The following is a 13,370-nucleotide window of genomic DNA, read 5'->3' as shown; positions in this document are numbered from 1 at the left end:
CCTTAGCCTCTTTCAAGACGGCGCAACTGTACCGACCCACGATCAAATTGGCAATTTTTTATCAGTGAATACTGAACCCTGTGCAACGAGAGGTTATACTGTAATGACGGAGTGACAACTACGTCGACTCATCGGAGGAACCTCTGTGCAAGACATCAACACACTACTCGCCGTCGCTATCATCTGCCTTCTTATTGGCACTGCGATAGGCTATTTCATTATTGGCCGCATGAGACCAGAGCAGCAAAACCGCGCCGCACTGGAAAAGCAATTCAATGATATGCAGCGTCAGCAGCAAGACTACCAGCAACAGGTCAGCCATCACTTTGACCGCACGGGTGAACTACTAAACGAACTAGCCGAAAGCTATCGAAGCGTTCACAACCACATAGTAGAAGGCGCTCAAAACCTTCACAGCACTGGAATCAGCCCACTTCAAGCCATTCCGGAAGGTCGCCCAGTGCTAGACAACAAACCCAGCTCACTCAGCCCAGCAGCCCCACCACTGGATTACGCACCAAGACAGCCGGGTAAAAAAGGCGCTCTGCACGAAGAATTCGGAATGGATTCAGAAAAGAAAAAATCCGACCATATCGAACCTCCGGTCACACCCCACGCCTAGCAATAAGCGCCGGCCGGCGATGAATCGTCAGGCCGGATTATCTATATCAATAAATCGATGATACAAGCCAAATTTTTCGGCCAAGTTTCCGGCCAATGCCTGTATTCCATAACGCTCCGTTGCATGATGCCCTGCAGCAATATAGTGAATCCCCAGCTCCCGCGCCGCCAATATGGTTGGCTCAGAAACCTCACCACTTAAATACGCATCCACCCCCGCCGCCGCGGCTTTTTCAATATACGATTGCGCACCGCCGGTACACCAGGCAATCCGCTTAATTGGCCGTTCATGACCAAGCTCTAACAAAGGCTTGCGACCCAAAACAGCTTCAACGTGTTCAGCAAAGGCCAAGGCGCTCATCGCCTCCGGCAAAGAGCCCACATTCCCAACCGAACGAGGGTTGTTCACCTCCAAGCCACCATCAACCGCAATCCCCAAACGCTTTGCAAACTGCGCGTTATTGCCCAACACAGGATGCGCATCCAAGGGCAAATGATAGGCGATCAAGCTGATATTATTCGCCAACAACAAGGCCAAGCGATTCCGCTTCATTCCCACAATACAGGGATCTTCGCCACGCCAAAAATAGCCGTGATGAACCAAAATCGCATCAGCCTTTTCTTCAATAGCAGCCTCAATCAGTGCCTGGGAAGCCGTTACTCCAGAGATAATACGCGTAACCGTTTCCGCACCCGCAACCTGTAAACCATTCGGACAGTAATCACTAAAACGGGCGGGTTCTAAAATTTCGTCTGCTGCGGCAAGCAAAACGTGAAGCGAAACCGACATAAGCCCTCACTTTAATTCTGAAAAATCACTTTTCGTGCTAGGCTAGCACCCCATTAAGACGAGCTTCCAAAGCTCACTCCCCCGACAGCAACCCAGCGAGGATCCGCATTTGACACGGTACAGCCTGAAACCTTTTATCTGGCCCACCGTCTGCGGTATTTTACTGGGCCTATGCATACTCGCTTACCTGCCCTCGCAACGCGACCATGACTATGTTTACGCGGTAGAACACGCGGCACCTGCAGTCGCCAATATCTACACCACCAAAGTTGTCGAGCAGCGCCATCCGCTAGCCGACGACCCATTATTTAAACATTTTTTCAGCCGCAATGGTCGTGTCAAACAACAACTAGAGCGCAGCTTGGGTTCTGGTGTAATTGTCAGCGACGCGGGATACCTCCTAACAAATTACCACGTAATAAAAGGTGCCGACGAGATTCTTGTATTGCTACACGATGGCCGCCAAGCGCTGGCCAGCGTAATTGGCAGCGACGCCGACACTGATCTTGCCGTGCTCAAAATCGATCTCGACAATCTGACCAGCATATCCATTGGCGATCCGAGCAAAATCCACGTCGGCAATATCGTCCTCGCCATTGGCAATCCCTACGGCTTTGGCCAAACAGTCACCCAGGGCATTGTCAGCGCCACCGGCCGCTACGGCTTGGGGCTCAGCCAATTTGAAAACTTTATTCAAACCGATGCCGCAATTAACCCCGGCAACTCGGGTGGCGCATTAATCGACACCAAGGGCCGCCTACTCGGTATCAATACCGCAATTTACACCCAAAGCGGCGGATCAACAGGTATCGGCTTAGCCATTCCAACAGACCTTGCCCTGCGCACCATGAGCGATCTAATCAGCTATGGACGGCCACTGCGCGGCTGGTTAGGCATCGAAGTTCAACCTGTTGGTGTTGGCACCAACGGCGTTATTATTACGGCACTAGCCTCCAGTGGCCCCGCAGAAAAAGCCGGTTTAAAAATCGGCGACATTCTTATCAATATAAATGGGGAACAGGTCGGCGACGGCCACGCGGGAATGAAATTGATTACGTATACCCGCCCCGGCGAAAGGGTCAAAATTGGCTTGCTACGCGGTGAAGAGCCAATGACCATCGAGACAGAAGTCGCGATGCGGCCTAATAGCTAGGCCGCCAAGCCCCTTAAGCTTCGGCAAGAATTCGATCGAGGGACGAAAACAATATTTCGCTCTCCTCGGGCTTGCCCACTGTAATACGCAGATACTGCTCAATTCTGGGCATTTTAAAATGCCGGACAATCACGCCATCTTCGCGCAAGCCCGCTGCCAACTCCGCAGCGTCGCGAACGCGGTGCCGACAAAACAAGAAATTAGCCGCAGACGGTAGCACCTGAAAATCCAAGGCAGAAAGCCTAGCCGCCATCGCCTCGCGCTCATTTATCACGGCAGCACAAGTCTGCTCAAAATACGCTTGATCAGCAAATGATGCCGCCGCACCCAACTGCGCCAAACGATCTAAGGGGTAGGAGTTAAAGCTATTTTTGATTCGCTCTAGCGCTTCGATTAAATCTGCATGCCCAATCGCAAAGCCAACCCGCAAGCCCGCCAAAGAACGCGATTTAGACAAGGTCTGCGTCACCAACAAATTCGGAAAACGATTAACAAGTGAGATTGCAGACTCGCCGCCAAAATCAACATACGCCTCGTCGATCACCACCACCGTTTCATTATTCACCGCCAGCAAGCGTTCGATTTCAGACAGTGCTAAAAAGCAGCCCGTTGGCGCATTCGGGTTCGGAAAAATAATACCGCCATTTATGCCACGGTACTCTTCAATCCGAACCTGAAAGGCGTCGTCCAGCGGAATTGCCTCAAAAGGAATTTGATATAAACCGCAATAAACCGGATAAAAACTATAAGTAATATCCGGAAACAACAGCGGCTTTCCGTGCTGAAACAGACCGTGAAAAATATGCGCAAGGACTTCATCTGAGCCATTGCCAACAAATACCTGCGAAACCGACACACCGTGATAATCCGCAATAGCGGACTTCAGCACATCACTATTAGGATCAGGATAAAGCCGAAGCGCATCATTGGTCTCTGCTTTAATAACCTCTAATACCTTTGGCGACGGCCCATAAGGATTCTCATTGGTATTCAGCTTGGTTAGCTTACTTAGCTTAGGCTGCTCACCGGGCACATAAGGCACCAAGCCTTTAACAAAGGGGCTCCAAAATCTACTCATTTTCACCACCCAATAGGCGATATTCCGCACTGCGGGCATGCGCCGTCAAAGACTCGCCCCGCGCCAATATAGACGCCACCTTCGCCAATTCAGACGCTCCCGCCGCAGAACAGCCTATTAGCGATGAACGCTTTTGAAAATCATATACACCCAGGGGCGACGAAAACCGCGCCGTACCCGAGGTGGGTAATACATGGTTTGGCCCAGCGCAGTAATCACCTAAGGCTTCGGGGGTGTAACGCCCCAAGAAAATAGCACCCGCATGGCGAATTTTTGGTAGTAACTGCTCTGCATTATCAACGGACAACTCTAAATGCTCCGGCGCAATACGATTGCTGAGCGATATGGCTTCATCCATATCGTCGACTAAAATCAATGCTCCGCGCGCACTCAAGGATTGGCGAATAATCTCCGCACGCTCAGACTCTGGCAACAGGCGTGCGATGCTCGCCTCAACCTTGTCCAAAAATGCCGCATCGGAGCTAAGCAGAATCGACTGGGCGTCTTCGTCGTGCTCAGCCTGCGAAAACAAATCCATCGCAATCCAATCAGGATCAGTTTTGCCGTCACAGATCACTAAAATTTCAGAGGGGCCGGCAATCATATCCAAACCGACGCTACCAAAGACTTGGCGCTTAGCGGTCGCGACATAGATATTGCCGGGGCCAACAATCTTGTCCACTTTTGGAATAGATTCTGTGCCGTGCGCCAGTGCCGCAACGGCCTGCGCACCACCAATGGTCAATACGCGATCGACACCGGCAATCGCCGCCGCCGCCAACACCATTTCGTTCACAAAGCCTTTTGGCGTCGGTGAGACCATAATTAACTCATCGACACCAGCCACTTTGGCAGGTATCGCATTCATTAACACCGAAGACGGGTAAGTTGCTTTTCCACCCGGCACATATAAACCAACGCGCTCCAAAGCCGTGATTTGCTGCCCAAGCAGGGTTCCATCGGCCTCGCGGTAAGACCAAGACTCTTGGCACTGATGCTGGTGATAGGCGCGAATACGTTCGGCGGCAGTTTCTAAGGCCTCGCGTACATCGACATCAATATTATCGAGAGCCGCTTGAATACGAATGCGCGGAATTTCCAAGGCGGCCGCGCTCGCTGGCTCCCAGCCGTCAAATTGACGGGTAAATTCGAGCAAGGCCGCATCGCCTTCGGCACGCACTTTTGCAAGCACCTTTGCCACAGTTTCAGCAACAGTCGGGTTCGATGCCGACTCCCAGTCGAGCAAGGTCGTTAATGCCAGATCAAAACCGACATCAGCGGTGCTCATCCGCCTAATCAGAGTATCAGCCATTGCTGACAGCCTCCTCCGCACCTTGGCGAGCCTCTACAGCCGCTGTTAACTTGGCGATGATGTCTTGAATACTTTGGTGCTTGCGCTTCATAGCGGCCTTATTGACAACCAGACGCGAGCTGACATCCGCGATCATATCTCGCGGCTCCATACCGTTGGCGCGCAGGGTATTGCCGGTATCGACAATATCAACTATCAAATCAGCCAAATTCATCAATGGCGCCAATTCCATCGCGCCATAGAGCTTAATTAGCTCAACTTGAATGCCACGCTCGGCAAAATGCCGGCGAGCCACGTTAACAAATTTGGTAGCAACTCGAACTCGACCATGCGGCAAGGCTTCGCCAACACGGCCCGCCGTCATCAATTTACAACGTGCAATATTCAGGTCCAGCGGTTCATACATATCCCCCGCACCAAGTTCTAGCAGCATGTCTTTGCCGGCAATCCCGATATCTGCCGAACCCATCTTCACATAGGTCGGCACGTCGGTACCGCGAATAACAATCAACTGAATATGTGGATGATTGGTTTCAAAAATCAGCTTGCGACTGCTGCTAATGTCTTCGACGGGCACAATTCCCGCCTCCGCTAGCAAAGGCAGGGTTTCTTTTAAAATACGCCCCTTGGTGAGCGCAATAGTAACCGGCTGATCCACAAATTAACTCCAGGTACTGAACAGTGTCTAATTAGCAACGCGGCGAATAGTCGCGCCAAGTGCGTGAAATTTTTCCTCAATACATTCGTAGCCACGATCAATGTGATAAATACGATCCACCAAGGTGTCGCCATCCGCCACCAAACCAGCGATAACAAGACTGGCTGAAGCGCGCAAATCGCTCGCCATCACCGGTGCCGCCTTCAATCGCTCGGTACCCGTTATCATGGCTGTATTGCCTTCTATACTGATTTTAGCGCCCATGCGATTCATCTCATGGGTTTGAATTAAGCGATTTTCAAAAATCGTTTCAGTGACGTGCGAAACGCCATCGGCCACCGCATTCATTGCGGTAAACTGCGCCTGCATATCGGTTGGGAAGCCAGGGTAAGGCATGGTTTTAATATTCACCGCCTTTGGCCGGCGGCCTTCCATATCTAGGCTAATCCAGTCTTCACCAGACTCAATTTTAGCACCAGCCTCAACAAGCTTAACTAACACAGCCTCAAGCGTATCTGGGCCGATATCTCGCAAACGAATAGAACCTCGCGTCGCCGCTGCCGCAACCAAATAGGTCCCCGCTTCAATACGATCCGCCATAACATTGTAGGTACAGCCATGTAAGCGCTCAACGCCTTCAATAATGATGGTCGCGCTGCCATGCCCTGTGATCTTGGCACCCATAGCAATAAGGCAATTGGCTAAGTCAACGATTTCAGGCTCTCTGGCGGCGTTTTCTAGAACGGTCCGGCCTTTCGCCAAGGCCGCTGCCATCATCACATTTTCGGTACCGCCAACGGTGACCATATCAAATAACACATGGGCACCACGCAAACCGCCCTCAGGCGCCCGCGCAGTAATATAGCCAGCATCGACATCAATAATAGCGCCCATTGCCTCAAGGCCGCGTAAATGCTGATCAACCGGACGACTACCAATGGCGCAACCGCCAGGGAAAGACACTCGAGCGTGACCAAAATGTGCAAGCAGCGGCCCCAAAACCAAAATCGAGGCCCGCATCGTTTTCACTAACTCATACGGCGCGGTAGTTTCTGTGGTTGTCGAGCCGTTTATTTCAACGCCAAGATTTTCATCGACAATCAGCTCTGTTCCCATGCTGCGCAGCAACGCAATCATTGTTGTGATGTCGTGTAAATGCGGCAGATTGCGGATCATAACCGGCTCGCTAGAAAGCAATGTGGCAGCCAGTATTGGCAATGCCGCATTTTTTGAACCAGACACACGAATTTCGCCGGCCAAGGGGCCGCCGCCGGATATAAGCAACTTATCCATGAAATCTCCTGGAGAATCCGGTGAGCCTTAGGACTGGGCTTCGTCGGGGGTTAACGCTTTAATATTAATGGCATGTAGCGAGCCATCCCGAATCCACTCATTCACGGCGGCGTAGACAAGCTGTTGACGCTTCACCGCACGCAGGCCAGCAAATGCCTCACTGACAACACGCACGTCAAAATGGCTACCATCACCATTAACAGCTACTTCGCTGCTGGGAAAATGCTCTAAAAGACGTTGTTCGATTTGCTCTACTTGCATGCCCATTCCGTTCTTACCTACCACCGCATTACTCAAGCGCGGAATTGTACGCAATTGCAGAGAACATGGCGAGGCGAAACCCTAAGCTGAGCCCACCCCGCGAATCAACACAGCTTATTCAGCGGCCTTTTCCATCACCTCTTGAGGTGCAACGGTCCAGTTGTCGATCACTTTGTCGATGTCACCATTGTATTGCTTAACGGCTGCATTAAACTGATTTTGGTATATGCGGCCTAAATTCAAGCCTTCGATGATCACATTACGCAACTTCCAAGCGCCACTAGAATCTTGACGTAGAGTGTAAATAACTTGGTATGGCTTAGAGCGCTCGCCGTAAATGTCTTGGCGCACACCAACACTGCCAGATAAATCTACGTCATCCGCCAAAGGCAGCACTTCTATGCGATTACCATTAAAGCTAAGTAGACCTTTTGAGTAAGTGTTAATCAGGCCATCTTTAAAGCTGTCAGTAAATCTAATGACACGCTCACGAAACTGGGCGCGTTCAGCCTCTGTTTTTAAACTTTCGTAATATCCGCGACTACCGTATTTACCCATAATGCCACGCGCGAAGCTTTGAAAATCGACAACGTCATCCATAATTCGACGTACTTCGTCATTAAAACGCTGTGGCTCTTTGTCGATATAGCTGCGCGCGTCTTCAATAACTTTTACTAACTCCTGCGTGGTGTCTGCCACCACTTCATAGGGGCCTTTGTCTGCAGCAAAACTCTGCGAAAGCATGCCAAACACCATAAAAACTGTCATTGCTATTTTTTTATACATACCATCCCCTTTGCTTTATCCATTTGCCATTACCAATAAAATACTGGCAATTGCGATCTTCGACCACATTTTACGCCAATCACTCCCCGTTCGAGTGTTAGCTAAACCTGTTAATTTGTCACATTGGAAATTATCATACAGAACCTGAGCCCAAGCTGAACGGCCAACATTAATAATCAAGGTACTCTGAGTGACGAACAATCCAAGTTTTATTAGTTCTGCAACACGTGTCATCACTATGGAGCGCGACGCAGTCAGCGTCCTAGCTGAGCGTATTGACGAAACCTTTGAACGCGCCTGCGAAATTCTTTTAGGGTGCAAGGGTCGTGTTGTTGTCACAGGTATGGGCAAGTCCGGCCATATCGGCAATAAAATTGCCGCTACACTAGCCAGCACCGGCACACCCGCTTTTTTTGTTCATCCCGGCGAAGCAAGTCACGGTGATTTAGGCATGATCACATCGGGAGATGTCGTTATCGCCCTGTCCAACTCCGGCACCACCGCCGAGCTTATTACCATATTGCCTCTACTCAAATTACTTGCAGTGCCTGTGATTGCGCTCACTGGCAATCCAAGTTCTGAACTGGCGACTAGCGCCGATGTTCACTTAAACGTCGGCGTTAGCGAGGAAGCCTGCCCACTTAATTTAGCGCCTACATCGAGCACCACCGTCACCCTCGTGATGGGGGATGCACTCGCAATCGCGCTGTTAGAAGCCCGCGGCTTTACCGCGAATGACTTCGCCATGTCTCACCCCGGCGGTGCGCTGGGTCGGCGACTACTACTTAAAATAGACAGCATTATGCATACCGGCGACGAAATCCCCTCCGTTGTCTTGGGTAGCGCCTTAAGCGGCGCATTGCTAGAAATGAGCAGCAAGGGACTTGGCATGACCGCCGTAGTTGATAAAAACGGTGCCCTCGCCGGCATCTTTACTGATGGCGACCTTAGGCGGGCTATTGATCGCGGCATAGATATACACAGCAGCCCAATTGATGACATTATGACCGCTAATTGCCGTACCATCCGCCCCGGAACGATGGCCGCCGAAGCACTGCGGATTATGGAAGACAACAAAATCACCGTGCTAGTCGCGGTAGACAGTGAACATAAACCGGTAGGCGTCATCCATACCCACGACCTGCTAAAAGCAGGCGTAGCCTAGAGAATATTCAATAAATGCAAAGTGTTATCGAAAAAGCAAAACCCATCAAACTACTGGCAATGGACGTAGACGGCGTTTTAACCGACGGCAGCCTCTACTTTGGCAATAGTGGTGAAGAAATTAAAGCCTTCAGCATTCTTGACGGCCTCGGCATTAAACTACTGCGCGACGCTGGCATTAAGCCTGCCATCATCACCGGACGAAGCTCAGAGCTAGTAAAGCGTCGTGCGGCCGAGCTAAAAATCGAGCTAATCTACCAAGGGCGCGAAGACAAACTGGTCGCCCTTGAAGAGCTGCGCAAGGATCTTGGCCTCAGCTTTGAAGAAATCGCCTATGTTGGTGACGACCTCCCCGATCTCTCAGCAATCCGCCAAGCAGGCCTAGGCATCACCGTTGCCAATGGTCACTACTATGTTGCGCGACATGCCGACTGGCAAACCAAGGCCGCCGGCGGCCACGGCGCAGTTAGAGAAATATGTGAACTGATATTAAAAGCTCAGGGCAAACTGAACGACGCCTTGGAGCAATTCCTATAGCTATGAAAGGCTTTAATTTCTTCACACTACTTTCAGTGCTATCCGCTATTACCGCCCTCGCCGGCACGGTGGTCTACCTGACCCAGTACAGCGAAAGCGGCAAACTCAGTATTGCTGATCAATTTGAAGCCATTCCCGACGCCGACTCTCACCTCACCAAGGTGACGGGCTTAAAATACAGCGCCAATGGCGACATCGCCTACCAATGGCGCGCAAAAAGTGCCGAGCGACTTATTTCAGATGGCTCAGTGACTTTAAAAGAACCCTTCTATGTTGGTAATATCGCCGAGCAGCGCCCCTGGACTGCAAGTGCTTTAGCAGGACGACTCTCGCAAGACGGTGAACAATTAGTACTCACAGACACCGTACTTGTAAAAGACCTTATCCGCCAAGCAGAAATCAGCACCGAAGCACTTAATATCAATCTTGAAAATAGCGAGGTAAGTACCCCCTTGGCACTTACCCTCAAATTACGCAGCGGCACAACACACTCAACAGGCATGCAAGCAAGCCTGAAAGATGAGCGTGTTGAGCTGCTAAATCAGGTAAAAGGCCGCTATGAACCTTACTAAGGCCGCACTCAGTGCCGCGCTTTTTCTCAGCCTTAGCCAGCTCGCGCTAAGCCTGCCCGACGACCGAAGAAAAGCAATCAATTTGAGCTCAGACCGCGCGGTGTACGAAAGAAACCAGGGCATCTATATCGGCAACGTCAATATGAGCCAAGGCTCCCTAAAAATACGCGCCGACAAACTCACCATTGTCGAGTCTGACCGCAAAGTACAAAAAGTTATTGCCGAGGGCACACCGGCTTATTTTGAGCAGCAGCCCCGTGCCGACGAGGGTGTGGTCATCGCCAGCGCTCAGCGCATTGAATACAGCCTGCAGCAAGAAGAAATTTTGCTGCAAAGAAACGCCTCCATCACCCACCAAGGCTCAAAAATTTCCGGCGACCGCGTAGTGTATAGCGGCCGCAAGCAAACCGTGGTGGCCGACGGCGGCAGCAATGAAAAAGACAACCGAGTAAAAATGACCCTGCAGCCACAGGCGGTGCCGGATGAGGTCCAACCCATAGCGGAAGACAGTGCCACAACTAACACCGCCCCCCCAGATGACGCCGGTACTGCAAAGGCACCTACGGCAGAGGAAATCAACTAGCATGCCTGTTCTGCAAGCCAAAAACCTCGCTAAGGCTTACAAGGGCCGGGAAATCATCAAAGACGTGTCGCTCACGATTAGCAGCGGCGAAATCGTTGGTCTGCTAGGCCCAAACGGCGCCGGCAAAACCACGTGTTTTTACATGATTGTCGGCATCGTAAATGCCGATCGCGGCACTATTCAGCTGGATGATCGCGACCTTACCCGACAATCAATACAAGGACGCGCCAAGCACGGCGTGGGCTATCTCCCGCAGGAAGCCTCCATTTTTCGTAAACTCAGTGTTGCCGACAACATCATGGCAATCCTTGAAACCCGCCGCGACCTCAATCGCAGCCAGCGCAAAGACAAATTAGAAGCCCTGCTACAAGAATTTCATATTACTCACATTCGCAAGTCCCAAGGCATGGCATTGTCCGGCGGCGAACGGCGGCGGGTAGAAATTGCCCGCGCACTGGCAACTGAACCGAGCTTTATCTTGCTTGATGAACCCTTCGCGGGTGTTGACCCAATCTCGGTAAACGATATCCAAAACATCGTCAGACACCTGCAAGCACGGGGGATTGGCGTATTAATCACCGACCACAATGTGCGTGAAACCCTCGATATTTGCGACAAGGCCTACATCGTCGGCGAAGGCCGAATAGTGGCAGAGGGCAACGCCGAAACCGTGCTCAGCAACCAAGTCGTCCGCGATATTTACTTGGGCGACAAATTCACCTTATAAGTACAGTTCCGTACAAATGAATCGGCACAGGTATTGCAGGGAATCCGTGTCGCGACTACACTGACATAGAGGCATACACAGTGCCGGTAGAACAAAACACCGTTCGCATTACCACTTAATTTCATGTTGTAGAAGCCACTGCCTATGAAACAATCGCTACAGCTAAAAGTCGGCCAAAGCCTGACAATGACACCCCAGCTGCAACAGGCGATTCGTTTATTACAACTGTCTACTTTAGATCTTCAGCAAGAAATTCAATCTGCTTTAGACTCTAATCCCCTATTAGAAATTAGCGACGAAGACGGCGACATGGAGGTTAATACCGAACCCACCTCAGCCGAGCCCAAAAAGCCTGAAAAAGCCAGCGACAGCGAAATAGAAGCCCCACAACCAGAAGCCGACACCGAATGGGCAGAGCGCAGCGACATTCCCGAAGACCTACCCGTAGACAGCCAGTGGGACGATGTATTTCAAACCAGCGGCAGCGGTTCAGGTAGCGGCGCATCCGGAGAAGATAACGACTACAACAACGATTATCGCCACTCCAGCTCAGACTCACTGCAAGACCACCTGCGTTGGCAGCTCAATCTAAGCCGTCTTTCTGATATAGACCAAATGATTGCCGCCGCCATTATCGATGCTATTGATGAAAAAGGCCGCCTCACCGTCAGCGCAGAAGAATTAGTTGAAAGCTTTGATAACGAAGCCATTGAAATCGAAGAGTTCAACGCCGTATTACACCTCATTCAGCAATTCGACCCACCAGGGGTTGGCGGCAGAGATCTACAAGAATGCCTGCTCATCCAGCTCAAACAACTGCCACGCAATACCCCCTACGTTGATGAAGCCTGCGTAGTAGTTAGCCAATATATGGCCCAGCTGGGCAATCGCGACTACAACCAAATTATGCGCCGCTGCCGCCTAAAAGAAGACCAGCTGCGCGATATTCTCAAACTAATTCAGTCATTAGACCCCACCCCCGGCAATGCCATTGGCGATGACGACACCGAGTACGTGGTACCAGACGTTTTTGTAAGTAAAAAAGACGGTCGCTGGTTGGTGGAACTTAACCCCGACATCGCCCCCAAAATTCAAATCAATGCGCAATACGCATCGATGGCGCGTCAAAGTAGCAATAGCAGCGACAACGACTATATTCGCGACAACCTACAAGAAGCTCGCTGGTTCATCAAAAGCCTGATCAGCCGCAACGAAACCCTGATGAAGGTCGCGACTAAAATTGTCGAATATCAGCGCGGCTTCCTAGAATATGGCGAAGAGGCAATGAAACCACTGGTTCTGCATGACATAGCTGAAGCCGTTGGCATGCACGAATCGACGATTTCACGGGTCACCACCCAAAAATACATGCACACACCTCGGGGAATATTTGAACTAAAGTTCTTCTTTTCCAGTCATGTGTCTACAGACACCGGCGGTGAATGCTCAAGTACGGCGATACGCGCCTTAATTAAAAAATTGGTTGCAGCGGAGAATCCGCGCAAACCACTGAGTGACAGCAAAATTACTGACTTACTCGCCGAGCAAGGCATTCAAGTTGCGCGGCGCACCATTGCCAAATACAGAGAATCACTGGTTATTCCGCCCTCAAACGAGCGGAAGCGACTAGTATAAAGAGATCAACACACGTGCCGGAGTTTTGCTCTCTGGCGAGAAAAAGTGCAAACGCTCTACCGCGCTAAATACAAGCAAGCCGCGGGAACGCCACAAAGTGGAGAATTTATATTTATAAATCCCCCACTGAATGCGCTTTTAAACTTGCCGCATGGCAAAATAACCATCGTGCTTTGATCTCACAATGCGGCGACCCAAGG

At 51.0% G+C, this 13,370-nt stretch carries 15 protein-coding genes; 8 read left to right on the top strand and 7 right to left on the bottom strand.

The window, feature by feature from the left end; all coding sequences use genetic code 11:
* Nucleotides 1-145 precede the first annotated feature (145 nt).
* Nucleotides 146-622 (top strand): Z-ring associated ZapG family protein, encoded by a 477-nt coding sequence (locus C0068_RS06120; protein WP_158249925.1) that lies wholly within the window; start codon nucleotides 146-148, stop codon nucleotides 620-622.
* A 27-nt stretch (nucleotides 623-649) separates the two neighbouring features.
* Here C0068_RS06120 and C0068_RS06115 read toward each other — a convergent pair whose 3' ends face one another.
* Nucleotides 650-1,411: a Nif3-like dinuclear metal center hexameric protein gene (locus C0068_RS06115; protein ID WP_103683604.1), complete on the bottom strand. Its 762-nt coding sequence runs from the start codon at nucleotides 1,409-1,411 to the stop codon at nucleotides 650-652.
* Between the two features lie 109 nt (nucleotides 1,412-1,520).
* Here C0068_RS06115 and C0068_RS06110 point away from each other — a divergent pair, with 109 nt between their 5' ends.
* Nucleotides 1,521-2,564: a trypsin-like peptidase domain-containing protein gene (locus tag C0068_RS06110; RefSeq protein WP_103683603.1), complete on the top strand. Its 1,044-nt coding sequence runs from the start codon at nucleotides 1,521-1,523 to the stop codon at nucleotides 2,562-2,564.
* Between the two features lie 13 nt (nucleotides 2,565-2,577).
* Here the strand turns inward: C0068_RS06110 and hisC are convergent, their stop codons facing one another.
* The 6 genes from hisC to C0068_RS06080 all read right to left on the bottom strand — a co-directional run bounded on the left by hisC (nucleotide 2,578) and on the right by C0068_RS06080 (nucleotide 7,952).
* Nucleotides 2,578-3,642 carry a histidinol-phosphate transaminase gene (gene hisC / locus C0068_RS06105; protein WP_103683602.1) on the bottom strand — a complete coding sequence of 355 codons (1,065 nt, stop codon included), beginning with the start codon at nucleotides 3,640-3,642 and terminating at the stop codon, nucleotides 2,578-2,580.
* Nucleotides 3,635-4,954 carry a histidinol dehydrogenase gene (gene hisD, locus C0068_RS06100; protein ID WP_103683601.1) on the bottom strand — a complete coding sequence of 440 codons (1,320 nt, stop codon included), beginning with the start codon at nucleotides 4,952-4,954 and terminating at the stop codon, nucleotides 3,635-3,637. Before hisD ends, hisC begins: the two co-directional genes overlap by 8 nt.
* Nucleotides 4,947-5,612: an ATP phosphoribosyltransferase gene (gene hisG / locus C0068_RS06095; RefSeq protein WP_103683600.1), complete on the bottom strand. Its 666-nt coding sequence runs from the start codon at nucleotides 5,610-5,612 to the stop codon at nucleotides 4,947-4,949. The genes hisD and hisG overlap by 8 nt, the downstream gene beginning before the upstream one ends.
* A gap of 27 nt (nucleotides 5,613-5,639) precedes the next feature.
* Nucleotides 5,640-6,905, bottom strand: coding sequence for a UDP-N-acetylglucosamine 1-carboxyvinyltransferase (gene murA, locus C0068_RS06090; protein ID WP_103683599.1), 1,266 nt, complete (start codon nucleotides 6,903-6,905; stop codon nucleotides 5,640-5,642).
* 27 nt (nucleotides 6,906-6,932) lie between these two features.
* A complete protein-coding gene (locus C0068_RS06085; RefSeq protein WP_103683693.1) occupies nucleotides 6,933-7,166 on the bottom strand; it encodes a BolA family protein in 234 nt (77 codons plus the stop codon).
* Between the two features lie 114 nt (nucleotides 7,167-7,280).
* A complete protein-coding gene (locus tag C0068_RS06080) occupies nucleotides 7,281-7,952 on the bottom strand; it encodes an MlaC/ttg2D family ABC transporter substrate-binding protein (RefSeq protein ID WP_103683598.1) in 672 nt (223 codons plus the stop codon).
* Nucleotides 7,953-8,142: 190 nt separating this feature from the next.
* On the opposite strand from C0068_RS06080, the gene C0068_RS06075 reads away from it, so the two are divergent.
* The 6 genes from C0068_RS06075 (at nucleotide 8,143) to C0068_RS06050 (ending at nucleotide 13,170) form a co-directional block, all read left to right on the top strand.
* Nucleotides 8,143-9,117 (top strand): KpsF/GutQ family sugar-phosphate isomerase, encoded by a 975-nt coding sequence (locus tag C0068_RS06075; protein WP_103683597.1) that lies wholly within the window; start codon nucleotides 8,143-8,145, stop codon nucleotides 9,115-9,117.
* Nucleotides 9,118-9,131: 14 nt separating this feature from the next.
* Nucleotides 9,132-9,653: a 3-deoxy-manno-octulosonate-8-phosphatase KdsC gene (gene kdsC / locus C0068_RS06070; protein WP_103683596.1), complete on the top strand. Its 522-nt coding sequence runs from the start codon at nucleotides 9,132-9,134 to the stop codon at nucleotides 9,651-9,653.
* A gap of 2 nt (nucleotides 9,654-9,655) precedes the next feature.
* Entirely contained in the window at nucleotides 9,656-10,225 is a 570-nt protein-coding gene (gene lptC / locus C0068_RS06065) for an LPS export ABC transporter periplasmic protein LptC (RefSeq protein ID WP_103683595.1), read from the top strand.
* Nucleotides 10,212-10,808 carry a lipopolysaccharide transport periplasmic protein LptA gene (gene lptA / locus C0068_RS06060; protein WP_103683594.1) on the top strand — a complete coding sequence of 199 codons (597 nt, stop codon included), beginning with the start codon at nucleotides 10,212-10,214 and terminating at the stop codon, nucleotides 10,806-10,808. Before lptC ends, lptA begins: the two co-directional genes overlap by 14 nt.
* 1 nt (nucleotide 10,809) lies before the next feature.
* Complete coding sequence (lptB, locus tag C0068_RS06055; protein WP_103683593.1) at nucleotides 10,810-11,535, top strand: LPS export ABC transporter ATP-binding protein; 726 nt, start codon at nucleotides 10,810-10,812, stop codon at nucleotides 11,533-11,535.
* Nucleotides 11,536-11,679: 144 nt separating this feature from the next.
* On the top strand, nucleotides 11,680-13,170 hold the full coding sequence (locus tag C0068_RS06050) for an RNA polymerase factor sigma-54 (RefSeq protein WP_103683592.1): 1,491 nt from the start codon (nucleotides 11,680-11,682) through the stop codon (nucleotides 13,168-13,170).
* Nucleotides 13,171-13,370 lie beyond the last annotated feature (200 nt).

It is taken from the genome of Zhongshania marina (assembly GCF_002915595.1).
Classification (GTDB): domain Bacteria; phylum Pseudomonadota; class Gammaproteobacteria; order Pseudomonadales; family Spongiibacteraceae; genus Spongiibacter; species Spongiibacter marinus_B.
This window is presented reverse-complemented; position numbering and strand designations above follow the sequence as displayed.

Bases quoted from the DNA above. Each gene is read 5' to 3' on its own strand.
- C0068_RS06115 (WP_103683604.1), bottom strand. From the start codon at position 1,411: ATGTCGGTTTCGCTTCACGTTTTGCTTGCCGCAGCAGACGAAATTTTA.
- hisC (WP_103683602.1), bottom strand. From the start codon at position 3,642: ATGAGTAGATTTTGGAGCCCCTTTGTTAAAGGCTTGGTGCCTTATGTG.
- hisD (WP_103683601.1), bottom strand. From the start codon at position 4,954: ATGGCTGATACTCTGATTAGGCGGATGAGCACCGCTGATGTCGGTTTT.
- murA (WP_103683599.1), bottom strand. From the start codon at position 6,905: ATGGATAAGTTGCTTATATCCGGCGGCGGCCCCTTGGCCGGCGAAATT.
- C0068_RS06085 (WP_103683693.1), bottom strand. From the start codon at position 7,166: ATGCAAGTAGAGCAAATCGAACAACGTCTTTTAGAGCATTTTCCCAGC.
- C0068_RS06080 (WP_103683598.1), bottom strand. From the start codon at position 7,952: ATGTATAAAAAAATAGCAATGACAGTTTTTATGGTGTTTGGCATGCTT.
- kdsC (WP_103683596.1), top strand. From the start codon at position 9,132: ATGCAAAGTGTTATCGAAAAAGCAAAACCCATCAAACTACTGGCAATG.
- lptC (WP_103683595.1), top strand. From the start codon at position 9,656: ATGAAAGGCTTTAATTTCTTCACACTACTTTCAGTGCTATCCGCTATT.
- lptA (WP_103683594.1), top strand. From the start codon at position 10,212: ATGAACCTTACTAAGGCCGCACTCAGTGCCGCGCTTTTTCTCAGCCTT.
- lptB (WP_103683593.1), top strand. From the start codon at position 10,810: ATGCCTGTTCTGCAAGCCAAAAACCTCGCTAAGGCTTACAAGGGCCGG.
- C0068_RS06050 (WP_103683592.1), top strand. From the start codon at position 11,680: ATGAAACAATCGCTACAGCTAAAAGTCGGCCAAAGCCTGACAATGACA.